This window comes from Streptomyces sp. NPDC087263, assembly GCF_044744645.1.
Taxonomy (GTDB): Bacteria; Actinomycetota; Actinomycetes; order Streptomycetales; family Streptomycetaceae; genus Streptomyces.
This window is the reverse complement of sequence record NZ_JBIUYT010000006.1, coordinates 433344-459855: the sequence shown is the minus strand read 5'-3', so window position 1 is coordinate 459855 and position 26512 is coordinate 433344. Positions and strand designations below refer to the sequence as shown.

Here is a 26512-nt window from a genome sequence, read left to right as displayed (position 1 = left end):
CCGCGCACTGGATCACTCTGGGTTTTCGATGACCATCCCAGAGTGAGGAGCGCGCATGCGCCGTCCCTTTGCCTCGGCACTGGCCCTTGCGGCCGCCGCGGTCGCGATACCACTGGCGTCCCCCGCCCCGGCGGCGGCCGACAGCATCATCATCGGCGGCTTTCCCGTCGAGATCTCCGAGGCTCCCTGGACAGTGGCGCTGTCCAGCCGTGACCGGTTCGGGGGTACGCGCGCGGGCCAGTTCTGCGGCGGTGTCGTGATCGGCCCGTCCACCGTCCTGACCGCGGCCCACTGCCTGGGCGCGGACGCGCTGGGCGCGCCGCCGCGGCAGGTTCGCGACCTGAAGGTCATCGCCGGCCGGGGAGACCTGCTGTCGAGCAGCGGTAAGGAGATCCCGGTGAGCAGCACGTGGGTCAATCCCGACTACGACAGCGATACGAACGCCGGGGACTTCGGCGTGCTCACCCTCGCGGCCCCGCTCCCGGAGAGCGCGGTCATCGGTATGGCGCCCTCCGGAGACGCCGCGTACAAGCCCGGTACGGCCGCCACGGTCTACGGCTGGGGCGATACGACGGGAGGCGGCGACTATGCGCGCAGTCTGCGGGCCGCGCGTGTGAGCGTGCTCCCCGATACCGCCTGCGAGGAGGCTTATCCGGGCAGCGCGGTCGGCACCTACCGGGCGACGTCCATGCTGTGCGCCGGAGAGCTCGCAGGAGGGCGGGACGCCTGTCAGGGGGACAGCGGCGGACCGTTGGTCGCTCAGGGGCGGCTCATCGGTCTGGTGTCGTGGGGGAGCGGCTGTGGGCGCGCTGGGAGCCCTGGCGTCTACACGCGGGTCTCGGATGTCGTCCGGACGCTCGACGGGCCCCGGTGAGCCCCTGGATGGCCGCTGGGCGGGTTCCGCTGAGTCTCCGGACGGGCACCTCGGCGGGTTCCGCTGAGATCCGGGCCGGTGTGGGGCGGTCGTGCTGAGACCCGGGCGGGTGTTGGCCGGTCGCGCTGAGACCTGGACGGGTACTGGGCGGTCGCGCTGGGAGACCCGGACGGTTGCTCGGCGGTCGTACTGACGGGTGCTGGCCGGTCGTACTGAATCCCTGACGGGTGCCGGCCGGGTCGTACTGAACCCCGGGCGGGTGTTGGCCGGCCGCGCTAGACCTGGACGGGTACTGGCCGGTCGCGCTGAGCGTTACCTGCCAAGCGGTACGAATGCGGGCGGCCACTCCCTGTGTCCAGGGAGTGGCCGCCCGCATACCGGCCTGATGCCGGCACCCGCTCGTCGTTGATGCGAAGTGTCAGCGTTCTTCGTCGTTGACGCTTTCCGGAACGGACGTCAGTCGCTCCGTCTCGTCCTGTATCTCAGCGGCGATCTTCTTGAGTTCCGGCTCGAACTTGCGACCGTGGTGGGCGCAGAAGAGCAGTTCTCCGCCGCTCAGGAGGACGACGCGCAGATATGCCTGGGCGCCGCAGCGGTCGCAGCGGTCAGCGGCCGTCAGCGGGCTCGCGGGGGTCAGAACAGTAGTCACGTCGCCTCTTCTCTAGCTCGACGAGCTGTCGTACCAGGGTCAACATCCAACCAGGCCGAAAACGTTCCCGCTCGGGGCCCTTCCTCGAAAGTTTCTCTCCAGGGCGGCTGTCTGCTGCCAGGTGGCGGCGAATGGGCCGTATTACGTGTCTTCGTGTCTTACGGGTTCGCGCTGTCTGTCAGGGTCGGTCCTCCCGGCTGGCTTGCCGGTTGTTCTTGAGGACGTGCCCGGAGCCTAAATGGTTCATGCCCCGAAGGGAACGTGATATGTACTTCACTCCATCGAGGGATCGAACACCCATGCGACCCTGGACTAGGGTGTTTTCATGCGAGGGTGGCGTTACAACGGCTCTACCAGGCCTCGGTACCCTCTGAGCGGCGACCGAAGCCCGGCCTTACCCAAAAGGGCCCCATCTGAAATTCAGCGAGGAGCGAACCGCGTGACCGCCGAAACGTCCGTGCCGTCCACAGCGTTGCTGACCGGAGCAGACCGGGACGGTTCCAACTACACCGCGCGGCACCTGCTCGTCCTCGAGGGGCTCGAGGCCGTACGCAAGCGCCCGGGCATGTACATCGGGTCGACCGACAGCCGCGGTCTGATGCACTGCCTCTGGGAGATCATCGACAACTCCGTGGACGAGGCCCTGGGCGGCTACTGCGACCACATCGAGGTGATCCTGCACGACGACGCCTCGGTGGAGGTGCGGGACAACGGCCGTGGCATCCCGGTGGACGTGGAGCCCAAGACCGGCCTTTCCGGTGTCGAGGTCGTGATGACCAAGCTGCACGCCGGCGGAAAGTTCGGAGGCGGCTCGTACGCGGCCTCCGGCGGTCTGCACGGCGTCGGCGCCTCCGTGGTGAACGCGCTCTCCGCCCGCCTGGACATCGAGGTGGACCGCAGCGGCCACACCCACGCGGTGAGCTTCCGGCGCGGCACCCCGGGAGAATTCAAGACCGGCGGCGCCGACGGTGCCTTCGAGGCGGCGAGCGGGCTGCGCAAGCTCAAGCGGATCCCCAAGACCCGCACCGGCACGCGCGTGCGCTATTGGGCCGACCGTCAGATCTTCCTCAAGGACGCCAAGCTCTCCTTGGAGGGCCTGCATCAGCGGGCCCGTCAGACCGCCTTCCTGGTGCCGGGCCTGACCATCGTCGTGCGCGACGAGTACGGGCTCGGCGAGGGAGGCAGCAAGGGCGAGGAGTCCTTCCGCTTTGATGGCGGCATCAGCGAGTTCTGCGAGTACCTGGCCACCGACAAGCCTGTCTGCGACGTCCTCCGCTTCTCCGGACAGGGCATCTTCAAGGAGACCGTCCCGGTCCTTGACGACCACGGGCAGATGACGCCGACCGAGGTCACCCGAGAGCTGGGTGTCGATGTCGCGATGCGCTGGGGCACCGGGTACGACACGACTCTGCGGTCGTTCGTGAACATCATCGCCACTCCCAAGGGCGGCACCCACGTCGCAGGCTTCGAACAGGCCGTCTCCAAGACGATGAACGAGGTGCTGCGGGCCAAGAAGCTGCTGCGCGTCGCCGAGGACGACATCGTCAAGGACGACGCACTGGAGGGCCTGACCGTCGTCGTCACCGTGCGCCTCGCCGAGCCGCAGTTCGAGGGCCAGACCAAGGAGATCCTCGGCACCTCGGCGGCCCGCCGCATCGTGACGAACGTGGTGTCCAAGGAGCTCAAGGAGTTCCTGACCTCCACGAAGCGGGACGCTGCCGCGCAGGCCCGGGTCGTCATGGAGAAGGCCGTCTCAGCCGCCCGTACGAGGATCGCGGCCCGTCAGCACAAGGACGCGCAGCGCCGGAAGACGGCCCTGGAGTCCTCCTCGCTACCCGCCAAGCTCGCCGACTGCCGCAGCGACGACGTGGGGCGCAGCGAGCTGTTCATCGTCGAGGGCGACTCCGCGCTCGGTACGGCCAAGCTTGCCCGGAACTCCGAGTTCCAGGCGCTGCTGCCGATTCGCGGCAAGATCCTCAACGTTCAGAAGTCGTCCGTGACGGACATGCTGAAGAACGTCGAGTGCGGGGCGATCATCCAGGTCATAGGAGCCGGGTCCGGCCGGACCTTCGACATCGACGCGGCGCGCTACGGGAAGATCATTCTTCTTGTCGACGCCGATGTCGACGGTGCGCACATCCGCTGTCTGCTGCTGACGCTGTTCCAGCGCTACATGCGGCCGATGGTCGAGGCGGGGCGGGTGTTCGCGGCAGTGCCGCCGCTGCACCGGATCGAGCTCAGCCAGCCCAAGAAGGGGCAGGACAAGTACATCTACACGTACTCGGACCGTGAGCTCCGGGAGACGATGCTCGAGCTCCAGCGCAAGAACGTGCGGTACAAGGACTCGATCCAGCGGTACAAGGGTCTCGGTGAGATGGATGCCGACCAGCTGGCCGAGACCACGATGGATCCGCGCCATCGGACACTGCGGCGGATCAACATCTCCGACCTGGAGTCGTCCGAGCAGGTGTTTGATCTGCTGATGGGGAATGACGTGGCTCCGCGTAAGGAGTTCATTTCCAACTCGGCGGCCACGTTGGATCGGTCTCGTATCGACGCGTAGGCGCGGCTGCTGGGCTGCGGGTGCGGGTGTGGGTGTGGGTGTGGGTGCGTGCGGTGTACCGGTGTGCGCTGTCCGGTGCCGGTGCGTGTGCCGTCTGGTGGGTGGGTCGGGGGCGTGCCGGTACGTCCCGCCCGTCGCCGCCGGATCAGACGTCGGGCAGGGTGCGGGGGTCTGGTGACGCGGGCGTACGCGACGGGCATCTGGACGTACCGGCACGCCCCCTTCCGCCGTTCTTCGGCTGCGGGCCGCACCATCCACAGTCTGTGCGGTGGTTGGTTGCTTGGGGGTGGGGTGGGCTGGGGGGTGCCGCCGTTCCGATCCCCCGGCAGCTCGATGGTGCTCTCTGCCCTTCGGCTCGGGCGGTCTTCAGCCCGTCCGGTGCTTTCGGGTGGAGGTGCCGTCCCGATTTCCGCCACCTGATTTCCCGCTCACCGCCGCCCCCGCTCACCGCAGCCCTCACCCACCCGTGGGGTTCCTCTTTTCAGCACCGGCCCGGGGGAGATCTTTCCGCCCGTCCGGCGTTTGAGGACGAGGCCGTTCCGGCCGATGGCGGGAGTCTGGGGGCGGTAGCACCCGGGAACGGGACGGGTAGGGGCGGAGGGGGGCGAGAAACGTTTCCTGGCCCAGTGGCGCATAGGTGCAAGGGGCCGGATGGCAGCCGTGTGGTGTGGGGCTCCACCCGTGGGTGGAGGCCTGGTCCGGGCAGAGATCCACCCGTGATCCACCCGGGCTCCGATCTGCTGACCAGCAATTTTCCGTAGCGTCGAAGGCGTCGACAGCTCCCGCTGTCGGCATCCGCTCTTCCTCGTCCACGGAGGCCGTGATGTCTGAGCTGATCAACGCCTTGGCGATCTTCGCCGTTGTCGTTCTGGTGATCGTGCGCCAGTTCCGCGCGCAAAGGATCAGTGCGGACCGGCGCTGGTGGATTCTGCCCGCCGTTCTGGGTTTCATAGCTCTGCGAGAGCCGGGGCTGATCGACTCGCACCATCAGGCCGAGGCGATTCTCCTGCTTGGGGCGGAGTTGCTCATCGGCCTGGCCACCGGGGCCGGCTGGGCGTGGACCACCCGGATATGGGCGGCACCGGACGGCTCGGTGTGGGGCAAGGGCACCAAGGCGAGCGTGGTCGTATGGATTGTCGGCATAGGTCTGCGCGTGGGTCTGTTCGGCATCGGGGCCCTGCTCGGCGTGGACCAGGACGCCACTGCCATGGTGCTGCTGGCTCTCGCCGCCACGCTGCTGATCCGCTCCGGAACTCTCGCCTGGAGGTCGCGATCCCTGCACCCGGCGAGCCCGCGGGGCGCGGCGTACGGTGACGGCGTGCCCCAGGCCTCGTGGAAGGAGCGTGCGTGACGGAGAACGTCTGGACGCGCTGGCCCTCCCGCGAGGCACTCTCCCGAGCGGGAGTGGCCCAGTCCAAGCGCCTGCTCGCCTGGGCCACGCGTGTCGGCGCCCTCGGCATTCTCCTGGGGACGACCTTCACCGACAGTGAGCTGCACGGCTGGGGTGTCGCGGCGGGTGTGCTGGGAGTCGTTGCGTGCGGCGCCGCAGCGTGGGCCTTCTGGCGGACCACACTCGAACACCGACTGCTGCCCTCGCTGGGGCTGTTCGTACTGCTGCTCGGGATCGCGACAGTCGGGCAGAGTGTCGGATTCCGGGTTCCGGCCCTCGTCCTGTGGTGCGGGTGTGCGGTGAGTGGCATGGAACGGTTGCCTCTCGCGGCAGCCCTGCCTGCCACCTCCGTGGCGCTGGGGGCGTATGCGGCGGTCAACAACGATGTCTGGCTGACCACCCTGGCCACCACGGTGGGGCTCGCCCTGGCCGGGTATGTGCTGCGCCTGGACGCGGAGGCGCGGGGGAGTGCGCAACGACTGCTGGCTCAGGAGCGCGCGGCGCACGTGGCGGAGGCGGAGTCGGCGGCGCTCGCGGAGCGGGCCCGGATCGCGCGGGAGATCCACGATGTGCTCGCGCACAGCCTCTCGGCGCAGCTGGTGCACCTGGAAGCGGCCCGTCTGCTCATCGAGCGAGGTGGGGACCGGGAGACGATCCTCGAACGGGTCGTGGCGGCACGGAGGATGGCACGCGAGGGCCTCGCCGAGACCCGGCAGGCGCTGTCCGCCCTGCGCGGCGAGATGTCTCCGGTGGAGGACTTCCTGAGCGAGCTCGTCGCGACGACCGATGGTGCCGATGTCACCGTGACGGGTGAACGGCACCCGTTGGGCGCCGAGGCTTCGCAAGCGGTGCGCAGGGTTGCGCAGGAAGCTCTGACGAACGTGCGCAAGCACGCTCCGGGCGCCAAGGTCCAGGTGCGGCTGGACTACGGCGAGCGCGAAGTGACCCTGGCCGTAAGGGACTCGGGCGGGCCGAAGGGCGAGCTCAGCGGTTCCGGCGCCGGGTACGGTCTGCTGGGCATGCGGGAGCGGGCCGAGTTGCTGGGCGGCTCCTTGGAGGCAGGGCCGGACGAGGAGGGGTTCGTGGTGACGCTGAAGGTGCCCGTATGACGGAGGAGGAAGGGAGGAAGCCGGCACGAGTCGTGGTGGCGGACGACCAGACCGTGGTGCGCGAGGGCATCGTGATGTTGCTGGGGCTGTTGCCCGGCATCGAGGTCGTCGGGGCGGCCGGGGACGGGCACGAGGCCGTGGCTCTTGTCGCCGAACTCGCTCCGGACGTGGTGCTGATGGATCTGCGCATGCCGCGCTGCGACGGCGTCGAGGCGACCCGGCGCATCCGTGCCGAGTACCCGGGAACGCAGGTTGTCGTGCTCACCACGTACGAGGACGACGAGTCGCTGTTTCCCGCGCTCAGAGCGGGGGCTCGGGGCTATCTGACCAAGGACGCGGGAGGTGACGAGATCGTCAGAGCTGTGCGGAGCGTGCTCTCCGGGGAGGCCGGACTCTCGCCAAGTGTCCAGCGCCGGCTGCTCGAGCGCCTCTCCGAGCCGGAGCCGTTTGCGCCTGCGGAGTCGCCGGACGGGCTCACCGCGCGCGAGACCGAGGTGCTGCTCTTGATCGCCGGGGGCCTCACCAACCAGGAGATCGCCCGTGAGTTGCATGTCTCCACTGCGACGGTGAAGACCCACATCAACAACCTCTTCGCCAAGACGGGGGTCAAGGACCGCGCTCAGGCAGTCCGTTACGCCTATGGGAAGGGTCTCGTACGGCCACCGGCAGGCTGAGTCACCTGATGGAGTGAAGAGCGCGGAGAGAAGAGTCCGGGATCTTCCCGATCTGCACATCCTTGGGTACGCGGCGGAAACGGGCCGCGGACAAGGAGAGTTCGGTGGAGAAGTACGACGGTCGCGACACCGGGAAGGTCCGGTTCGACGACCCCTGGTACGACGCGCTTGCCTCCGGCTGGGGTGAGTTGGACGGCACGGGTGCGCCCGCTCCCGCCGCGCCGCCCGCGCACCCGGAGCAGGAGCGTCGGACGGGCGGGGCGGCCGACGTCTATCTGGAGGTGCAGCGCAGCGCGGCCTTCCAGGAGGTCCGCAGCCGGTACCGGAGGTTCGTGGTCCCCGGCTTCGCCGTCTTCTTCACCTGGTACGTGGGTTACCTGGTGACGGCGACGACGGCACCCGGCTTCATGGCCCGGCCCGTTGCCGGTGCGGTGAATGTGGCGATGGTCGCGGGGCTCGGACAGTTCGTCACCACCTTCCTGTTCACCTGGGCGTACGCGCGGCATGCGCGGCTGCGCAGGGACCGGGCGGCTCTCGATCTGCGCTGGGACACCCAGGAGCTGACCCGGAGCGCCAGAGGTGGTGAGCGATGAGCGGCAACCATCAGACACTGGCGCTGCTGCTGTTCAGCGCGTTCGTTGTGGTGACGCTGGCGATCACGACGTGGGTGAGCCGCAACCGGCATGGTTCGGCGGAGGAGTTCTATGCCGGCGGGCGGTTGTTCTCGCCGATGGAGAATGGTTTTGCCATCTCCGGTGACTACATGTCGGCGGCGTCCTTCCTCGGCGTCACGGGTCTGATCGCACTCTTCGGCTACGACGGGCTCCTGTACGTGGTGGGCTTTCTGGTGGCCTGGCTCGTGGTCCTCTTCCTGGTCGCCGAGCTGGTGCGCAACTGCGGGCGGTTCACGCTCGCCGACGTGGTCGCGTCCCGGATGAGCGAGCGGCCGGTGCGGATCGCGGCGGGAACCTCGTCGGTGACCGTGTCCGTTCTGTATCTGGTGGCGCAGATGGTGGGAGCGGGCAGCCTGGTTGCGCTGCTGCTCGGGGGCACGAGCGAGGCGGCGCGCAACTGGACGGTGATCGGCGTCGGCGCGCTCATGGTGATCTATGTGTCGATGGGAGGGATGCGGGCCACCACGTGGATCCAGATCGTCAAGGCGGTTCTGCTGATGGGCGGGGCCATTGCCCTGACCGTGCTTGTCCTGGTCCGTTTCCACGGGGACTTCAACCAGTTGCTGCGTTCGGCGGCGGACAGAAGCGGACACGGTGACGCGTTCCTTGCTCCCGGGCTGAGGTACGGCGGGGACTGGACGGCACGGTTCGACTTCATCAGCCTGGGACTCGCCCTGGTGTTGGGCACGGCCGGGCTGCCGCACATCCTGTCGCGGTTCTACACCGTGCCGACGGCGAGGGCCGCGCGGCGTTCGGTGGTCTGGGCGATCGGCCTCATCGGGAGCTTCTACCTGATGACGTTCGTGCTGGGCTTCGGCGCGGCGGCGATCGTCGGTCCGGAAGCGGTACGCGGGTCGAACGCCGCGGGGAACACGGCCGTTCCGCTGCTGGCGCTCGATCTGGGAGGCGGCGCGAACTCGACAGGAGGAACGGTTCTGTTCGCGATCGTCGCCGCCATCGCGTTCGCCACGATCCTCGCGGTCGTCGCCGGAATCACCCTCGCGTCCTCGGCGTCCGTGGCGCACGACCTGTATGCGTCACTGCGGCGAAGGCGTGCCAAGCCACGCAGCGAGGTCGCCGTGGCGCGCACCGCGGCCGTCGGTATCGGCGTGGTCGCGATCGCGCTCGGCCTGCTCGCCCGCGATCTCAACGTCGCCTTCCTGGTGGGCCTCGCCTTCGCGGTGGCCGCGTCCGCGAATCTGCCCGTGCTGCTGTACTCGCTGTTCTGGCGGGGCTTCACGACGCGCGGTGCGGTGTGGGCCGTGTACGGGGGGCTGGTGCCCGCCCTGGTGCTCGTACTGCTGTCACCCGTGGTGTCGGGGAGCCCCGAATCGCTGTTCCCGAGCGCCGACTTCCAGTACTTCCCGCTGCAGAACCCGGGCCTCGTGTCCATCCCCCTGGGCTTTCTCGCGGGCTGGCTGGGCACGGTCACCTCGGCGGAGCCGCCGGACGAGGCCAAGCACGCGGAGACCGAGGTGCGGTCGTTGACGGGCGCCGGGGCTGTCTGAGGGTGCGGCCGGCGACTTTGGGTGCGGTCGATGACTGAAGGCGCGGTCGATCAATGAGGTTGCGGCCGAAGACCGACCACGGCGTTGGTGGAGAAGAGTGGGGCCGGCTGAGCTCTCCGGCTAGGTGCGTCCTCAGGTGCGGGTCGCCCAGACGTAGCGGTGCTCCGGGCGGCCCGCGTCGCCGTACTTCAGGGTCAGCCTGGCCCGCCCCGTGCGCTCCAGGAGCTTCAGATAGCGCTGGGCGGTCTGCCGGCTCAGTCCGGTCTGCTCCGCGACCTCCTGGGCCGACAGAGGGCCCTCGGACTTCACCAGGGCGCGCCGTACGAGTTCCGCGGTCGTGGGGGAGTGGCCCTTGGGCAGGTCCGCCTCCGTACTCGCCGACAGAGCGCCGAAGATCCGGTCCACCTCCGCCTGTTCGGCCTCTCCGCCGCCGTCGAGGGTGCGGCGCAGATCCGCGTACGCCTCCAGCTTCGCGCGCAGCCCCGCGAAGGCGAACGGCTTGACCAGGTACTGGAGCGCGCCCTGCCGCATCGCCGCCTGGACCGTCGAGATGTCACGGGCGGCGGTCACCATGATGACGTCGGTCTGGTGGCCGCGCCGACGCATCTCCTGGACGACCGCCAGGCCCGTGTCGTCCGGCAGATAGTGGTCCATGAGGACCAGGTCCAGGTAGGGCAGGGCCTCCATCCGGCTCAGCGCCTCGGCCGCGCTGTGGGCCTCGCCCGCCACATGGAAGCCCGGCACCTTCGCCACGTACGCGGCGTTGACCCGCGCGACCCGGATGTCGTCGTCCACGACCAGGACCTCGATCATCGCGACCCTTCCTTGACAGCCGTGGCATCCGGGGCAGCGGTGGCAGCGGTGGTGACGGCGGCGGATTCCGCAGGCTGGTGCGGCTCGGGCACGGGCCGCGGGCCTGTCGCCGGCGCGAGACCCGCGCCCGGGATGTGGCCTACAGCAGGTGCGTGGCCAGTGTCCGGCGCATGACCTGCATCGGACACCGCAAGAACCGTATCGACCGTCTGACCTGCGTCCGGTGCGGAACCCGACTCCGGCTCGAACCCCGGTTCCCTGAGTGCCTCCGGCAGTACGACGGTGAACTCGGCGCCCCCGCCGTCGGCCTCGGCCACCTGCGCGCTGCCGCCCTGCCGTTCGGCGAGTCGGCGCACAAGAGGGAGGCCGATTCCACGCTTGCCGTGCGCGGGGGGCTTCTTGGTCGACCACCCGTCCGTAAAGATCAGCTCCCACCGATCCTCCGGGATCCCGGGCCCGGTGTCCCGTACTCGCAGCACGGCGGTACGCCCCTCGGCGCGCAATTCGACCTCCACGCGCGCGTGGGGCGTGCCCGCGACGGCGTCGAGCGCGTTGTCGACCAGGTTGCCGACGACGGTGACCAGTCCCCCCGGATCCACCAGCCGATCCGGCAGGAGAGTCGCGTCCGAGATCCACAGGGCCACGCCGCGCTCGGCCGCGACGGAGGACTTGCCGACCAACAGGGCGGCGAGCAGCGGATCGTGGACCTTCTCGGTGACCTGTTCGGCGGTGACCCTGTGGTCCCCGAATACCTCGCCGACGAACTCCTTGGCGTCGTCGTACATCTCCAGTTCGAGCAGCCCCAGGAGTGTGTGCATCCGGTTGGCGTGCTCGTGGTCCTGGGCGCGCAGGGCGTCGATCAGGCCGTGTGTGGAGTCGAGTTCGCGGCCGAGCTGCTCCACCTCGGTGCGGTCGCGCAGCGTGGCCACGGCGCCGCCGTCGTCCGTGGGCATGCGGTTGGCGACCAGCACGCGCTCGCCGCGGACGGTGAGCAGGTCGGTGCCGGTGACACGGCCGGCCAGCACATCGGTCGTACGGCCCGGTCCGAGCGCGTCGTCGAGCGTCCTGCCGATAGCCTCCCCGCCGAGCCCCAGCAGCCGCTGCGCCTCGTCGTTGAGGAGGCGTACGCGGCCGCCGCGGTCCAGCGCGACGACGCCCTCACGTATGCCGTGCAGCATCGCCTCGCGCTCCGCGAGCAGCGCCGAGATGTCGGAGAAGGCCAGGTCACGGGTCTGTCGCTGGACGCGGCGGGAGATCAGATACGCGGCCAGCGCACCGACGGCCAGCGCTCCGCCCGCGTACGCCAGCAGTCCGGGGATCGCGTGGATCAGCCTGGCCCGCACGCTGTCGTATTCGATGCCGACCGAGATCGCGCCGACGATGTCGCCGTCGGCGTCCCGCAGCGGCACCTTGCCGCGGGCGGAGCGGCCGAGCGTCCCGTCGTCGATCTCCATGACGTCCTTGCCGGCCAGGGCCTGGCTGGGGTCGGTCGAGACGACCCTGCCGATCTGCGTGGTGTCGGTGTGCGACCAGCGCACACCGTCCGTGTTCATCACCACGACGTACTCGGCCCCGCTGGCCTTCCGGATCCGCTCCGCCTCGGCCTGTACGGGCCCGTCCACGGACGGCCGTGTCGTCTGGAGGTCCTCGGCGATCTGCGGCTGGACGGCCGTGGTCTGCGCGATCGCGAGCGCGCGGCGCATCGCCTGGTCGTCCAGCTGTGCGCTGAGCGGGGCGAGGAACAGCCCGGTCGCGAGCACGGCGACCCCGGCGGCGATCGCCACCTGCATCAGCAGTACCTGCGAGAACACCCGCCGCGGCAGACCGAGGCGCAGTCGTCGTACGGGGGGAGTGGGGCTCATGGCTATGACGGTACGGCGGGGAGTCGGGTCTGCCGTAGGGGTGTGGCGTGCATCTCCTGATCGCTGTCGCGCGTGGGGGATGCGGCGGGTACGGCACGGCACGCGGGCGTCGGTCGTGGAGCTGATCAGCAGGGCAGGGCAAGCGCGGCCGGGATCAGTTCCCGTACCGCCACCACGTCCATCCGGGCCGGTGATCCCAGGGCCGAGCCGCAGCTCTCGGGGCGGGGCGGGAGCGAGGCGCCCCGGGCGACGACGACGCGCCACACACGGCCGTCGGTGTGGGCGACGGTCACCTCCCAGCGCGGCGCCTCGCCGTCCGTGCGGACGACGCTCAGGGCGTTCGCGGCGTACTCGCGGGCAGCCGTACGTACGGCCAGCTCGGCCGCCTGCCCGGGCCGCTCCCATGCGGAGTTCCCGCGGCAGCCCTCGGTGACCACACGCCCCTCCTGGACGCCCTGGAGGATCTCCTTGACCGCGTGGGCCTCCGCCCGCCCGTACGCGTATCCGTACGGCAGGACGAGCAGGGTGGGCGAGAAGCGGTGACCGCCGAGGTGGGTGACCTCCCAGGCGCCGTCCACGCCGGAGGCGGCGAGCTCGGCGGCGAGGGGGCGGCCGAGCAGGGCGCAGCAGCGGTCGCGCTTGCCGTTGGTGCAGACGAGGGCGAGTGGGCCACCGGTGTGGGGCCGGCCCCCAAGAGCGGCGTCGAAGGTGTGATGGTCGCCCACACCGAGCGCGGTGAAGTCGAGGTTGAGCAACTGCTCCGGGTCGCACGTTGTGGCGTTGTGCAGCCATACGTTTCCCGGAGTGGTGTGGGCCGCATACACCTGGCGTTCGGCGGGCGGGCCGAAGTCGGCGTGCCGTCCGGGGCGCCGGATGAGTGCGATCCGTACGCCGGTGCCCGCCGCAGCGGCCTCGAGGGCGCGGCCGAGTGCGGGGTCCAGGTGGCTCGAAGTGAGCGCCTTGGCACCCCAGGGACCGGGCTGTTCGAGCAGCAGCCATGTCCTTGCGGTGGCCGCGGTCCCCGCCAGGGGCTCGTCGAGGTGGAGGGACGCGGTCGTGCACGTACTCACAGAGGTGAGCCTAACCTGACTTCGGGCAGGGCGACTTCCGGCCCCCGGCACGGGGGGCGCACAAAGGGCGCGTTCAGCGCGCGTCAGCGTGCGGGGGCGCTCACCCGGGGAGCGGCTGCGGCGGCCGCGCGCCCACGTACCGACCGCTGGGACGCATACGCAAGGGGCGCTCCCCGTACTCCTCCAGGATGTGGGCGATCCAGCCCGCCGTACGGGCGATGGCGAAGACCGTCTCGCCCGCTGAGGCTGGCATGCCGGAGGCGACCGTCAGGACGGCCAGCGCCAGGTCGACGTTGGCGTGCAGCGGCCTGTGGCGAGCGGTGGTGGCCACGATGTCGCGGGCCGCTGCCAGTGCGGGGGCCGCGCCGGGAACCTCCTCCAGGAGGGTGAAAAGGGCACGCGCGCGTGGGTCCTCGCCGAGGTAGAGCCGGTGGCCGAGCCCCGGGACGCGACGTCCGGCGCGCAGTTCGTCCGCGACGACGGGGGCCGCGGTGCCCTGTTCCAGGACGTCGAGAAGCAGCCGGTGCGCGAGCCCGCTGGCCGCGCCGTGCAGGGGGCCCTCCAGGACGCCCAAGCCCGCCGACACGGCCGCGTACACGTGCGCCCGGGCGGACGCGGCGACCCGGACAGCGAGCGTCGAGGCAGCCAGGTCGTGGTCGATCAGCAGTCCAAGTGCCACGTCCAGCGCGCGAAGTGAGGCTTCGTCAGGCGTACGGCCGCTGAGTCGTGTCCACAGGCGGTGGGCCAGCGGGCCGTCGTCCCGGGGGTCGTACCGCATCGGGGGCAGGGCAGCGACGAGGGTGGGGATGAGGGTGCGCGCGGTGCCCAGGACGGCGTTCTCGGAGAGGTCGAAGCGCAGTGGGTCGTTTGCCGACGCGGCGATCGCCGCGACCCGCAGCCGGTCCGTGGGGCCGCTGTGCTCGGGCAGGGTGTCGACCGCGTGGCGGGCGGCGGCGACGGCTGCCTCCGGGGCGCTGAACAGGACGCCGGGACGCAGCTCTCCGGTCCACAGCCACTCGGCGATCTCCTCGTAGGAGTGCCGTGCCGCCAGTTCGATCGCGTCGACCCCGCGGTAGTAGTACCGATCGTCGGCGATCAGAGTGATGCCAGTACGGACGGACAGCTCGCCGCCAGTGCTCGAACCTCCGCCGGTGTCACGCCTGTTGCGCCGGGCGAGCGCCGTCACCTCCTCGGCGTCGAACGTGCTTCCACGGCCGTCGGGTCCGCGCCGGCTGCCGAGCTGACCGCGGCTCACATACGCGTACACCGTCTCAGGCTTCACTCCGAGCAGCTCTGCGGTCTCCTTGGTGCTGAGCCTTGAGCCCTCGTTTCCTGATGCCGCTTCTTGATCCCTCATGTGTGCCACCGTATCCATGGATCGATATCTTGATTCAATCAATATTGACAGAGATTGCATCAAGACTGGACAGTCGGATCAAGTCCAGGGAGGAAACATGCCGATCAACCAGGCGACGAACACCCCTGTCGACGTACCGCGAGGACTCGCGGGCGTCGTCGTCACCGACACCGAGCTGGGTGATGTCAGAGGGTTGGAGGGCTTCTACCACTACCGCCAGTACTCGGCCGTCGAACTCGCCCGGTCGCGCGGCTTCGAGGACGTCTGGCATCTGATGGTCCACGGTGAACTGCCGGACGCGGGACAGCGCGCCGCGTTCGCCGGGCGGACCGCTGAGCTGCGAAGGCTGCCTGACGACGTGCGTGCCGCACTGCCCGCGATCGCTGAGGCGACCGGCCATTCCGGGCCGCTCGCCGGACTGCGCACCGCACTGTCCTTGCTCGGAGCCTCGCTGGAGTTCCGGCCCCTGTACGACATTGACGCCGGCCTGCGTCGCGCGGACGCCCTCGCTGCGTGCGCAGCAGTGCCCACTCTGCTCACCGCCCTGTACCGGCTGGGGCAAGGGCTGGAACCGGTGGAGCCGCGCGAGGACCTCGCGTACGCCGCCAACTACCTCTACATGTTGACTGGTTCGGAGCCAGATGTTGCGTGTGCGAGGGCGATCGAGCAATACCTCATCTCAACCATTGACCACGGATTCAATGCGTCAACCTTCACTGCGCGGGTGATCGCGTCGACCGGCGCGGATGTGGCGGCCTGCCTGGTCGGCGCCGTAGGAGCCCTCTCGGGTCCCCTCCATGGCGGCGCCCCGAGCCGCGCCCTGGACACCCTCGATGCGATCGGCACCCCCGACCGCATCGACCCGTGGATCCGCGAACGAGTACTCGCCGGCGGACGCATCATGGGCTTCGGCCACCCCGTCTACCGCACGGCAGACCCCCGTTCGCGGATGCTCCGCGACATCGCGCGCCAGTTCGGCGGCCCGATGGTCGACTTCGCGGTAGAGGTCGAACGCCAGGTGGAACAGATCCTGGCCGAGCTCAAGCCCGGCCGCGAGCTGCACACCAACGTGGAGTTCTACGCCGGCGTGGTCATGGAGCTCTGTGGCCTGCCCCGCGAGATGTTCACGCCCACCTTCGCCGCCGCCCGCGTGGTCGGCTGGAGCGGGAACATCCTGGAACAGGCGGAGGACTCGAAAATCATTCGACCCGCGGCTCGGTATGTGGGGCCGGGTGCGCCTGTGGCGGTGCCGCACCTGGCCTGACCGACGCCTTTGGCGGCCCGAGTCCCGGGAGAGGAACCGGGAGGGGCTCGGCACCCCCATCTGGTGCCGAGCCACGAAATTCACCTCAGCGCCCAACCATGCTGCGGTGTCGTCAGATCTCCGGGATGTCGGCCTTCGCGCGCACCAGCGTTTCGCGGCTGATGACGACGATGCGTTCGTAGTCCGCACGAGCGGCGTCGGCGGGCAACTCTTGGTCGAGTGCTTCTGTGGCCTCTGTGCCGATGACGGCGAAGCTTCCGTCGCTCAGTTCGAAGATGTCAGGACAGGTTTGCCCGGTGAGGCTGCCTCGCTGCTGCGGCGGCACGCCAAGGCGTCGTTCGATTTTCACCTGTTGTCGACCTTCCCTGGATGCGGGTTCTGGCGCAGGCCTGGTCTTGGCTACCCCTGACGGGGCTGCGCCGGGTAGCACGCGGGACGCGTCAAGGCCTGGTGAGACCACGGGAATGTCGGCCTTGGCGCAAATCAGGGTCTCGCGGGTGAGCAGCACGATGCTCCCGTCCTCGCCGCGAGTTGCGTCGGCGGGGAGCAGAGCCTCCAGCGTTTCCGTGGCATTCGTGCCGATTACCGCGAAGTTCCCGTCGGTCAATTCGAAGATATCCGGGCAATTCTGCCCGGATACACTCCCTCGAAGGCTCGGTGGAGTACCCAGCCGACGGTTGATCTGACTCACTGTTCAAGTTCCCCTTGGTCTCAAGGCCTGGTGGCTGCGCGCTGTGGCTGCGCGGCGCGATGCGGCCCTGTGGGGCTGCTACCTCGACGACCGGCGGCATGGAGCGACTGTTCGGTGGGGGTGACCCTTTCGCGATCGCGTGCAGTCAACCCTGTTGGCAACAGCAGCAACGGCTCAATTTGCGAGTTCGTTATCGCCCGACGGTGTGATCCCTCGGAACAGTGGCGTGATTCCCCGGCGCGCGGGAGAGACGGGCGGCGCGCCGAGAGCGGCACTACTCGGCCGGTGGCTCCCCCACCACCCACCACTCGTCGATGTCCGTCTCCTCGAGTTGGCGCAGGAGGTCGTCAACCATGCGTCCCAGCTCGGCCTCCTCGGAGGTGTCGATCAGGGTCGCCCGGTGCGGCCTGGTGGCGTACCAGTACTCACGGAAGATGCGGTTCTGCAGGATGCCGCGGACGAAGCCGAAGAACTCCTCGCGGCTTATGTTTCCGATTTGGTAGTAGCAGAGCGCGTTGGTGTAAAGGGCGTTGGCGAAGAGAAACTGGCGCTGCTTCCTTGGCGAGACGGCCTCGTCGTAGGTGTCCAACACCTCGGCCAGCTCGGGGTCGTCCATGGCCTTGCTCAACAGCTCCCAGTGCAGGCGCTGTTGGAGGGCACGATTGGTGTCGCGCTGGGTCTGCGCCTGCTGCTCCAGGTACTCGATGCGGACACGGAGTGAGTCGAGTGCGTGCCGCTGTGCGGCCAGCGTGGCGAGGACTCCTGTCGCCAGGCTCATCCCTGCTGTGGCGACGGCACGCAACCCCCGTATGCCAGTCCTTTGTGTGGCCATGTCAACCCCCGATTTAGGCGACCGTCCGCCGGTCATCAGGTGTGGGTCGACTGGTGGGGACCGGCGAGCGAGTGGGCGGCGCGCTTGCCGTCTCCCAGTTTTGCCGAGCGGCTCTGATCGGCAGGGAGGCGGAGAGGAGGCGCACGGAGGGAAGTGCGGGTCGCGTTTCTCGGCGCCTTGTCCAACGTGTGCCCCGCGAGCGCCGCCAACAATCGTTCACTTCGCGGCGATTCCTCCCACTCGTATCCTGGGTCGGCATTCATTCCTCGTACGCGTGCCGGTGTGTGAGCCGCACGCGTAGGGGAGCCCGTTCCGAGCCGGTGCACGCGCCGGTGTGAAAGAGGTCGCCCGTTGAGCCAGCCCACTCCGCAGCCGGTCCCGAGCAACAGGTCCGTTGCCGGGGAGACCGTGGTGCAGCCGGTCCCGAGCAAGCAGCCCGCGGTCGAGGAGGCCGCCGCGCGGCAGATCCCGGTCATCGTCCTCGCCGGTTTCCTGGGCTCCGGCAAGACCACCCTGCTCAACCACCTCCTGCACCGCGGTGGCGGCAGCCGGATCGGGGCCGTCGTCAACGACTTCGGCTCGATCGAGATCGATGCGATGGCGGTGGCCGGGGCGCTGGGGGACTCGACCGTCTCGCTGGGCAACGGGTGCCTGTGCTGTGCCGTCGACGCGAGTGAACTCGACGTCTATCTGGGGCGGCTCGCTCAGCCCTCGGCCCGTATCGACGTCATCGTGATCGAGGCGAGCGGGCTCGCCGAGCCTGAGGAGCTCGTACGGATGGTGCTCGCGAGTGAGCATCCGCGGATCGTGTACGGCGGGCTCGTCGAGGTCGTCGACGCCGCCGAGTTCGACGGCACGCGGGAGAAGCATCCCGAGATCGACCGGCATCTCGGCCTCGCGGATCTCGTCGTCGTCAACAAGATCGACCGGGCGGCGGAAGGCGAGGACGAGCGGGTGCTCCGCGTCGTTCGCGAACTCGCCGGGCCTGCCGCCGTCGTACCCGCCAGCTACGGCCGGATCGATCCCGAGTTCCTCTTCGACTGCCGGCCGACCGAGGAGCGCGTCGGGCAGTTGTCCTTCGACGATCTCCACCAACACGAAGAACTCGACCACGCCCGTCACCTCCACTCCGCCTACGAATCCCTCTCTCTCTGCTCCGAAGTCCCGCTCAGCCCGCGGCGGTTGATGGAGTTCCTCGACAGCAGGCCCGAGGGGCTCTACCGCATCAAGGGGTACGTCGATTTCGGCGCCCACGACCGCGGCAACCGCTATGCCGTGCACGCCGTCGGACGGTTCCTGCGCTTCTACCCGGAACCCTGGCCCCGTGCCGGCGAGCGGCTCAGCCAACTCGTCCTCATCGGCTCGGGCATCGACACGGCCGCCCTGGCCAAGGAACTGGAGGCGTGCAAAGAGGACGCCCCACACGCCGACGAGCACGGCATGTGGGGCGTCCTCCGCTACGTACAGGACAAGGATTCCGAATAGCCGGGCCCGGCTACACCGGGCCCGCCACCACTCCCACCGTCTTGGCCAGTGACACACCCGAGCCGTCACGGCGCGGGTCCATCTCCGGCAGCTCGGCCGGTGTGCCGTTCTTCTGCGCGGCCCGTGCCGGTGCCGGGCCCGCCCAGCCGAGCGAGAGACAGTCCTCGCCCTTCAGGAAGCGCTGGCAGCGCACGCCGCCCGTGGCGCGGCCCTTGCGCGGGTACTGGTCGAAGGGGGTCAGCTTGGCCGTCGTCTGGACGGAGTCGTCCAGGGTGCCGCGCGACCCGGCGACCGTGAAGACCACCGCGTCCACCGCCGGGTCGACCACCGTGAAGGAGATCACCTTCGCGCCGTCGACGAGCTTGATGCCCGCCATACCTCCCGCCGCCCGGCCCTGCGGGCGGACCTGCGAGGACTGGTAGCGCAGCAACTGGGCGTCGTCCGTGATGAAGACCAGGTCCTCCTCGCCGGTGCGCAGCTCGGCCGCGCCGACGATCCGGTCGCCCTCCTTGAGGGTGATGACCTCCAACTCGTCCTTGTTCGAGGGGTAGTCGGGGACCACACGCTTCACCACGCCCTGCTCCGTGCCGATCGCAAGACCCGGTGACGACTCGTCGAGCGTCGTCAGGCAGATCACCGTCTCGTCCGCCTCCAGGGAGGACAGGAACTCCGAGATCGGGGCGCCTCCGGAGAGGTTGGGCGCGGACGCCGTCCCCGGCAGCTGCGGGAGGTCGATCACGTTCAGCCGCAACAGCCGGCCCGACGAGATGACCGCGCCGATCTCGCCGCGGGCCGTGGCGGGCACCGCGGAGACGATCAGGTCGTGCTTGGCGCGCTTGTCCTCCTCGGTCTCTCCGAAGGGGTCTCCATTGGCCGTACGGGCAAGCAGGCCCGTGGAGGACAGCAGGACCCGGCACGGGTCGTCCGCCACCTGGAGCGGGACCGTGGCGGCGGTGGCGCCCGCGGACTCCAGCAGGACCGTGCGCCGGTCGGTGCCGAACTTCTTGGCCACCGCGGCCAGTTCGGTGGAGACCAGCTTGCGCAGCTCCGTGTCCGAGTCCAGGATGCCGGTCAGCTCGTCGATCTCGCCGTTGAGCCGGTCGCGCTCCGACTCCAGCTCGATGCGGTCGAACCGGGTCAGCCGGCGCAGCGGCGTGTCCAGGATGTACTGCGTCTGGATCTCGCTGAGCGAGAAGTGCTCGATCAGACGCTCCTTCGCCTGCGCCGAGTTGTCGCTGGAGCGGATGAGGCGGATGACCTCGTCGATGTCGATCAGGGCGACGAGGAGGCCCTCGACCAGGTGCAGGCGGTCGCGCTTCTTGGTGCGGCGGTACTCGCTGCGGCGGCGTACGACGTTGAAGCGGTGGTCGAGATAGACCTCGAGGAGCTCCTTGAGGCCCAGGGTGAGGGGCTGACCGTCAACCAGCGCCACGTTGTTGATACCGAAGGACTCCTCCATCGGCGTCAGTTTGTAGAGCTGCTCCAGGACGGCCTCCGGCACGAAGCCGTTCTTGACCTCGATGACCAGGCGCAGACCGTGCATACGGTCCGTGAGGTCCTTCACATCGGCGATGCCCTGCAACTTCTTCGCGCCGACCAGGTCCTTGATCTTCGCGATCACCTTCTCCGGGCCGACGGAGAAGGGCAGTTCGGTGACGACGAGGCCCTTGCGCCGGGCCGACACGTCCTCCACCGACACCGTGGCGCGGATCTTGAAGGTGCCGCGGCCATTCTCGTACGCGTCCCTGATCCCGGAGAGGCCGACGATCCGGCCGCCGGTCGGCAGGTCGGGGCCCGGGACGTACTTCATCAGCGTGTCCAGGTCGGCGCCCGGGTAGCGGATCAGGTGGCGGGCGGCCGCGATGACCTCGCCGAGGTTGTGCGGCGGCATGTTCGTGGCCATGCCGACCGCGATGCCGGACGCGCCGTTGACCAGCAGGTTCGGGTAGGCCGCCGGGAGGACGCCCGGTTCCTGCTCCTGGCCGTCGTAGTTCGGCGAGAAGTCGACCGTGTCCTCTTCGATGGACTCGGTCATGAGTGACGTGGCGTCGGCCATCCGGCACTCGGTGTAACGCATCGCGGCCGGCGGGTCGTCGTTGCCGAGCGAACCGAAGTTGCCGTGGCCGTCGACCAGCGGCAGGCGCATCGAGAAGGGCTGGGCCAGGCGCACCAACGCGTCGTAGATCGACGCGTCGCCGTGCGGGTGGAGCTTACCCATGACTTCGCCGACGACGCGGGCGCACTTCACATAGCCACGGTCGGGGCGCAGGCCCATCTCGTTCATCTGGTAGACGATGCGACGGTGCACCGGCTTGAGGCCGTCGCGGGCGTCCGGCAGGGCTCGGGAGTAGATGACCGAGTACGCGTACTCGAGGAAGGAGCCCTGCATCTCGTCGACGACGTCGATGTCGAGGATGCGCTCCTCGAAGTCGGCGTTGTCATCGGGTCGCGGGGTCTTCGTGCTGCGGCGGGCCATCGCTGCTGCGGCTCCTTCACAGTCTCTGCCGGGGCATGAGCGGGTTCTGACGCGCACCATTGTGGACCGCGCCACTGACAACGCGGACCACGACCCGTCTGTTGAGGGTCTTTGCGGGCCGATCAGAGGGGCTTTCGCCGTATCCGAGCCGGGCTCCGGGCGTACGGGAGCGGTACGCGTCCGCTCCTCTCCCCGTACGAGATCCGTACGCCGATTCTCGCTCTCGGCGTACGAGGTGCGGGAACTTCGCCAGCTGTCCGCACGCTTGCATACAGTGGCAGGACCGACAGGAAATCCGTAGTTTTCCGCGATCGAAGGGACGTACATGCCCATGGGTCACACGGCCACAGCTGAGGCAGGCTCCGGCGGGCTGACAGCGACCGAGCACCGCCTGGCCAACGGCCTGCGCGTGGTGCTCTCCGAGGACCACCTGACCCCGGTCGCCGCGGTGTGCCTCTGGTACGACGTCGGCTCGCGCCACGAGGTCAAGGGGCGTACCGGCCTCGCCCACCTCTTCGAGCACCTGATGTTCCAGGGCTCGGGCCAGGTGAAGGGCAACGGCCACTTCGAGCTGGTCCAGGGAGCCGGTGGTTCGCTGAACGGCACCACCAGCTTCGAGCGCACCAACTACTTCGAGACCATGCCCACGCACCAGCTGGAGCTCGCCCTCTGGCTGGAGGCCGACCGCATGGGCTCGCTGCTCGCCGCGCTCGACGAGGAGTCCATGGAGAACCAGCGGGACGTCGTCAAGAACGAGCGGCGCCAGCGCTACGACAACGTCCCCTACGGGACCGCGTTCGAGAAGCTGACCGCGCTCGCGTACCCCGAGGGCCACCCGTACCACCACACGCCGATCGGGTCGATGGCCGACCTGGACGCGGCCACCCTGGAGGACGCCCGCGCGTTCTTCCGCACCTACTACGCGCCCAACAACGCGGTGCTGTCGGTCGTCGGGGACATCGACCCCGAGCAGACCCTCGCCTGGGTCGAGAGGTACTTCGGCTCGATCGCCGGGCACGACGGCAAGCCCGCGCCGCGTGACGGCGCCCTGCCGGACACCATGGGCGAGGAACTGCGCGAGGTCCTTGAAGAAGAGGTCCCCTCACGCGCGTTGATGGCCGCCTACCGGCTCCCGGAGGACGGCACGCGCGCGAGTGACGCGGCCGACCTGGCGCTCACCGTCCTCGGCGGCGGCGAGTCGTCCCGGCTCTACAACCGGCTGGTACGCCGCGACCGCACCGCGGTGGCGGCCGGGTTCGGCCTGCTGCGGCTCGCCGGAGCGCCCTCCCTGGGGTGGCTCGACGTGAAGACCTCCGGTGACTTCGAGATCCCCGTCATCGAGGCCGCCGTGGACGAGGAGCTCGCCCGGTTCGCCGAGGAGGGCCCCACCGCCGAGGAGATGGAGCGCGCCCAGGCCCAGTTGGAGCGCGAGTGGCTGGACCGGCTCGGCACGGTCGCGGGCCGCGCCGACGAACTGTGCCGGTACGCCGTCCTGTTCGGCGACCCGCAGCTCGCCCTGACCGCCGTACAGCGCGTCCTGGACATCACCGCCGAGGAGGTCCAGGAGGTCGCCAAGTCCCGCCTGCGCCCCGACAACCGCGCGGTGCTGGTCTACGAACCGATCGCCGCTGAAGACGCCGAAGACGCTGAAGACACCGACGAGGAGGCGGCGAAGTGACCGAGCTCGCCACCATGGAGTTCCACCCCCAGCCGCAGGCCGGCGAGGCCAGGCCGTGGGCCTTTCCCGCACCGGACAGGGGCACCCTGGGCAACGGCCTGACCGTGCTGCGCTGCCACCGCCCCGGCCAGCAGGTCGTCGCCGTGGAGGTGCTGCTCGCCGCGCCGCTGGATGCCGAGCCCGCGGGCCTCGACGGTATCGCCACGATCATGGCGCGGGCCTTCTCCGAAGGCACCGACAAGCTCTCCGCCGAGGAGTTCGCCGCAGAGCTGGAGCGCTGCGGCGCCACGCTCGACGCGTATGCCGACCACCCCGGCGTACGTCTGTCGCTCGAAGTCCCCGTATCGCGCCTCTCCAAGGCCCTCGATCTGCTCGCCGACGCCCTGAGGGCACCGGCGTTCGCGGACAGCGAGGTCGAGCGGCTGGTGCGAAATCGACTGGACGAGATCCCGCACGAGACCGCCAACCCGGGCCGCCGCGCCGCGAAGGAGCTCTCCAAGGAGCTGTTCCCGGCCACATCGCGCATGTCGCGCCCGCGCCAGGGCACCGAGGGGACGGTCACGGCGATCGACTCGGCGGGCGTACGCGCCTTCTACGAGAAGCATGTCCGCCCCGCCACGGCCACCGCGGTGATCGTCGGCGACCTCACCGGAGTCGACCTCGACGCGCTGCTCGCCGACACGCTCGGCGCCTGGACCGGCTCGTCCGCCGAGCCGCTCCCCGTGCCGCCGGTGACCGCCGACGACACCGGCCGGGTCGTCATCGTGGACCGCCCCGGCGCCGTCCAGACCCAGCTGCTCATCGGCCGTGTCGGCGCCGACCGGCACGAGCGTGTGTGGCCCGCCCAGGTCCTCGGCACGTACTGCCTCGGCGGCACCCTCACCTCGCGCCTGGACCGCGTCCTGCGCGAGGAAAAGGGTTACACCTACGGTGTGCGGGCGTTCGGCCAGGTGCTGCGCTCGGCCCCGGACGGTACGGGCATCGCGATGCTCGCCATCAGCGGCTCCGTGGACACCCCGAACACCGGCCCGGCGCTCGAGGACCTCTGGAAGGTGCTGCGGACCCTTGCCGCGGAGGGCCTGACAGACGCCGAGCGTGATGTCGCCGTACAGAACCTGGTGGGCGTGGCGCCCCTCAAGTTCGAGACGGCGGCGGCCGTCGCGGGCACGCTGGCCGACCAGGTCGAGCAGCACCTGCCGGACGACTACCAGGCGACGCTGTACCGGCAGCTCGCCGCCACCGGCACGGTGGAGGCCACCGCGGCCGCCGTGAGCGCCTTCCCCGTGGACCGGCTGGTGACCGTCCTGGTGGGCGACGCCGCGCAGATCGAGGAGCCCGTCAAGGCCCTCGGAATCGGTGAAGTGACCGTCGTTCCGGCGGAGTAGGACAGCAGCTCCCCTGGGGGCCCAGGAGACCACAGAGTCTCCTGGGCCCCCATTTGTCCGTATTGATAGGGAGGTTGCCTGTCTGCCCTGTGGCATGCGCTACAAAAGGCGTGATCCGTTTGTCGATTGAAAGATGTCCCGTTTAGCGTCGGTCCGGCTGTTCGTCAGGCAGTGCGCCGCGCCCGCGGCACCGGACAGTCATCGCCGAGTCCCCGTACGGCGCGAGCCAGGGGAGCCGGGGACCCATACGTAGTCCCTGGGGTGAATCGGACGCCCTCTTCGGAGGTGGTCCGTAGGAGACCTTCCTGCTCCGAACCCGTCAGCTAACCCGGTAGGCGAGAAGGAAGGAAAGGATCAGCCCCTACATGGCGTTCACCTGTGGCACAGGCAGGCACCGTCGCCCGAGCCGCGTGAAGCGCACGACCACGAACGCCCTCGGCGTCGCGGCGCTCACCACGACCGGTGTCCTCGGCACCCTGGCCGCCCCGGCGCTCGCCGCGGACAACTCCGTCGAGCAGACCGGTCTGACCCAGGCCGTCGAGATCGGTCACTCGATCGCCGACCAGATCGACGCGCAGGCCGCCGCCCAGCAGCAGGCCGCCGACGAGGCCGCCGCGCAGAAGAAGGCCGATGCGGCCGCCGAGAAGAAGGCCGAGGAGGAGCGCGAGGCCAAGGAACGCGCCGCCCGCGCGGCCGAGCGCAAGCGCCTCAACACCTTCGTCGCGCCGATCACCGGCTCGTACATCTCCACCGGCTACAAGACCGGCGGCAGCCTCTGGTCGTCCGGCAGTCACACCGGCGTCGACTTCCACGCCGCGTCCGGGACCTCGGTCCACGCGGTCGGCTCCGGCACGGTCGTCACGGCCGGCTGGGGCGGCGCGTACGGCAACCAGATCGTCCTCAGGATGAACGACGGTACCTACACGATGTACGGCCACCTGTCGTCCATCGGTGTCTCCGTGGGCCAGACGGTCACCCCGGGTCAGCAAATAGGCCTCTCCGGGGCCACCGGCAACACCACCGGGCCGCACCTCCACTTCGAGGCCCGCACGACCGCCGAGTACGGCTCGGACATCGACCCCGTCGCATACCTCCGTTCGCACGGCGTGAACGTTTGACACGGACGCGGCGTGTGAACGTCCGATCACTCGCATAGGTACTTCACAAGGTCCCGGCCCGAACGAGCCGGGACCTTGTCGTTTCGAACCGTTTCGAACGACTACCTGTCCAAAAAATATCCATGGATTTCGGTCCGCCATCGGAAATTCCGAGTCTCTGCAATAGAGTCACTGAACAAGCGCCAATCGACGGCGTTTCACGGGGATTAAAGCGGAGGTCCGGTATGCGTGTTCCTGCGCACTCGGTATGCACAGCGATCCGCGACGACATCGTCGCGGGTGTCTACGAGCGTGGCAGCCGGCTCACCGAGGAACTGCTGGCGCGCCGCTACGGCGTCTCGCGCGTCCCCGTACGCGAGGCACTGCGCACCCTGGAGGCCGAGGGCTTCGTGGTCACCCGGCGGCACGCGGGCGCGTGCGTCGCGGAGCCGACCGAGCAGGAGGCCGCCGACCTGCTGGAGATGCGCATGCTCCTGGAGCCGCTGGGCGCCGCACGGGCCGCGCAGCGTCGCACCGAGGCGCACCTCAAGGTGCTCCGAGGCCTGGTCAGGCTGGGTCAGGAGCGGGCGCGGAGGGGCAACAGCGAGGATCTGCGCTCGCTGGGCGGCTGGTTCCACGAGACCCTCGCGCAGGCCTCCGGCAGCCCCGCGCTGACCTCCACGCTGGCCCAGCTGCGGCACAAGATCGCCTGGATGTACGCGGTCGAGGCACCGGCCAACCCGGCGGAGTCCTGGGCGGAGCACGGCGGGATCGTGGACGCCGTCGCGCGCGGCGACAGTGAGCGGGCGCGGGCGATCACGGCCCTGCACACCGAACGCGCGACGGTCGTACACCGCCTCCGCTTTCCCGGCGGAGCCGACCGCCCGGATCGTGTGAGAACTTCGCAACATCCCGTAAACATGACGGGCCTGCGGCATTAACATGAGCGCCGTATACAAAGAGAAGTAATTCGCGGGAGATTATTTACGCTGCCCGCACAAGGGAAATGCGAAGGGCCCACCCGATAATTCGGGCGGGCCCTTGCCGGTGTTTTGGAGCGA

General features: G+C 69.4%; 21 protein-coding genes and 1 riboswitch. Of the genes, 13 read left to right on the top strand and 8 right to left on the bottom strand.

All coding sequences use genetic code 11. The features are described 5' to 3' along the window. Positions 1-55: 55 nt before the first annotated feature. Complete coding sequence (locus ACIPC1_RS22255; RefSeq protein WP_402519336.1) at positions 56-874, top strand: S1 family serine peptidase; 819 nt, start codon at positions 56-58, stop codon at positions 872-874. 418 nt (positions 875-1292) lie between these two features. Here ACIPC1_RS22255 and ACIPC1_RS22250 read toward each other — a convergent pair whose 3' ends face one another. Further along, complete coding sequence (locus ACIPC1_RS22250) at positions 1293-1523, bottom strand: hypothetical protein (protein ID WP_121406526.1); 231 nt, start codon at positions 1521-1523, stop codon at positions 1293-1295. Positions 1524-1962: 439 nt separating this feature from the next. Between ACIPC1_RS22250 and ACIPC1_RS22245 the strand changes: the two genes are divergently transcribed. From ACIPC1_RS22245 to ACIPC1_RS22220, 6 genes are all read left to right on the top strand, one after another. Then, on the top strand, positions 1963-4086 hold the full coding sequence (locus ACIPC1_RS22245; RefSeq protein WP_402519334.1) for a type IIA DNA topoisomerase subunit B: 2124 nt from the start codon (positions 1963-1965) through the stop codon (positions 4084-4086). 823 nt (positions 4087-4909) lie between these two features. Beyond that, complete coding sequence (locus ACIPC1_RS22240) at positions 4910-5437, top strand: DUF1453 domain-containing protein (protein ID WP_402519332.1); 528 nt, start codon at positions 4910-4912, stop codon at positions 5435-5437. Then, a complete protein-coding gene (locus ACIPC1_RS22235; protein ID WP_402519330.1) occupies positions 5434-6585 on the top strand; it encodes a sensor histidine kinase in 1152 nt (383 codons plus the stop codon). The genes ACIPC1_RS22240 and ACIPC1_RS22235 overlap by 4 nt, the downstream gene beginning before the upstream one ends. Further along, entirely contained in the window at positions 6582-7259 is a 678-nt protein-coding gene (locus ACIPC1_RS22230) for a response regulator (protein WP_402519329.1), read from the top strand. Before ACIPC1_RS22235 ends, ACIPC1_RS22230 begins: the two co-directional genes overlap by 4 nt. Positions 7260-7363: 104 nt before the next feature. Further along, positions 7364-7852, top strand: a complete 489-nt coding sequence (locus ACIPC1_RS22225) for a DUF485 domain-containing protein (protein WP_402519327.1) — start codon at positions 7364-7366, stop codon at positions 7850-7852. Next, entirely contained in the window at positions 7849-9441 is a 1593-nt protein-coding gene (locus ACIPC1_RS22220) for a cation acetate symporter (protein ID WP_402519326.1), read from the top strand. The genes ACIPC1_RS22225 and ACIPC1_RS22220 overlap by 4 nt, the downstream gene beginning before the upstream one ends. Before the next feature lie 132 nt (positions 9442-9573). Here ACIPC1_RS22220 and ACIPC1_RS22215 read toward each other — a convergent pair whose 3' ends face one another. The 4 genes from ACIPC1_RS22215 to ACIPC1_RS22200 all read right to left on the bottom strand — a co-directional run bounded on the left by ACIPC1_RS22215 (position 9574) and on the right by ACIPC1_RS22200 (position 14543). After that, a complete protein-coding gene (locus ACIPC1_RS22215) occupies positions 9574-10254 on the bottom strand; it encodes a response regulator (RefSeq protein ID WP_402519324.1) in 681 nt (226 codons plus the stop codon). Beyond that, on the bottom strand, positions 10251-12116 hold the full coding sequence (locus ACIPC1_RS22210; RefSeq protein WP_402519323.1) for an ATP-binding protein: 1866 nt from the start codon (positions 12114-12116) through the stop codon (positions 10251-10253). The genes ACIPC1_RS22215 and ACIPC1_RS22210 overlap by 4 nt, the downstream gene beginning before the upstream one ends. 125 nt (positions 12117-12241) lie before the next feature. Then, positions 12242-13186: a sucrase ferredoxin gene (locus tag ACIPC1_RS22205; protein WP_402519322.1), complete on the bottom strand. Its 945-nt coding sequence runs from the start codon at positions 13184-13186 to the stop codon at positions 12242-12244. A 100-nt stretch (positions 13187-13286) separates the two neighbouring features. Beyond that, positions 13287-14543: a citrate synthase gene (locus tag ACIPC1_RS22200; protein WP_402519320.1), complete on the bottom strand. Its 1257-nt coding sequence runs from the start codon at positions 14541-14543 to the stop codon at positions 13287-13289. Between the two features lie 97 nt (positions 14544-14640). Between ACIPC1_RS22200 and ACIPC1_RS22195 the strand changes: the two genes are divergently transcribed. Continuing rightward, positions 14641-15807 carry a citrate synthase/methylcitrate synthase gene (locus ACIPC1_RS22195; RefSeq protein WP_402519319.1) on the top strand — a complete coding sequence of 389 codons (1167 nt, stop codon included), beginning with the start codon at positions 14641-14643 and terminating at the stop codon, positions 15805-15807. A 112-nt stretch (positions 15808-15919) separates the two neighbouring features. Here ACIPC1_RS22195 and ACIPC1_RS22190 read toward each other — a convergent pair whose 3' ends face one another. Continuing rightward, positions 15920-16156 (bottom strand): hypothetical protein, encoded by a 237-nt coding sequence (locus ACIPC1_RS22190; RefSeq protein WP_384376656.1) that lies wholly within the window; start codon positions 16154-16156, stop codon positions 15920-15922. A 616-nt stretch (positions 16157-16772) separates the two neighbouring features. Next, complete coding sequence (locus tag ACIPC1_RS22185; protein WP_402519317.1) at positions 16773-17276, bottom strand: DUF6082 family protein; 504 nt, start codon at positions 17274-17276, stop codon at positions 16773-16775. A gap of 462 nt (positions 17277-17738) precedes the next feature. Between ACIPC1_RS22185 and ACIPC1_RS22180 the strand changes: the two genes are divergently transcribed. Next, the gene (locus ACIPC1_RS22180; protein WP_402519563.1) at positions 17739-18815 is read left to right on the top strand and encodes a CobW family GTP-binding protein; all 1077 of its coding nucleotides are present in this window, start codon (positions 17739-17741) and stop codon (positions 18813-18815) included. A 10-nt stretch (positions 18816-18825) separates the two neighbouring features. Here the strand turns inward: ACIPC1_RS22180 and ACIPC1_RS22175 are convergent, their stop codons facing one another. After that, positions 18826-21291 (bottom strand): DNA topoisomerase (ATP-hydrolyzing) subunit A, encoded by a 2466-nt coding sequence (locus ACIPC1_RS22175; RefSeq protein WP_402519315.1) that lies wholly within the window; start codon positions 21289-21291, stop codon positions 18826-18828. A 325-nt stretch (positions 21292-21616) separates the two neighbouring features. Here ACIPC1_RS22175 and ACIPC1_RS22170 point away from each other — a divergent pair, with 325 nt between their 5' ends. The 4 genes from ACIPC1_RS22170 to ACIPC1_RS22155 all read left to right on the top strand — a co-directional run bounded on the left by ACIPC1_RS22170 (position 21617) and on the right by ACIPC1_RS22155 (position 26392). Then, positions 21617-22969: a M16 family metallopeptidase gene (locus ACIPC1_RS22170; RefSeq protein ID WP_402519314.1), complete on the top strand. Its 1353-nt coding sequence runs from the start codon at positions 21617-21619 to the stop codon at positions 22967-22969. Next, the gene (locus tag ACIPC1_RS22165; RefSeq protein WP_402519312.1) at positions 22966-24354 is read left to right on the top strand and encodes a M16 family metallopeptidase; all 1389 of its coding nucleotides are present in this window, start codon (positions 22966-22968) and stop codon (positions 24352-24354) included. The genes ACIPC1_RS22170 and ACIPC1_RS22165 overlap by 4 nt, the downstream gene beginning before the upstream one ends. A gap of 192 nt (positions 24355-24546) precedes the next feature. Further along, positions 24547-24707, top strand: a riboswitch (cyclic di-AMP (ydaO/yuaA leader). Between the two features lie 12 nt (positions 24708-24719). Further along, complete coding sequence (locus tag ACIPC1_RS22160; protein WP_402519310.1) at positions 24720-25472, top strand: M23 family metallopeptidase; 753 nt, start codon at positions 24720-24722, stop codon at positions 25470-25472. 224 nt (positions 25473-25696) lie between these two features. Further along, entirely contained in the window at positions 25697-26392 is a 696-nt protein-coding gene (locus tag ACIPC1_RS22155) for a GntR family transcriptional regulator (RefSeq protein ID WP_402519308.1), read from the top strand. Positions 26393-26512: the final 120 nt, after the last annotated feature.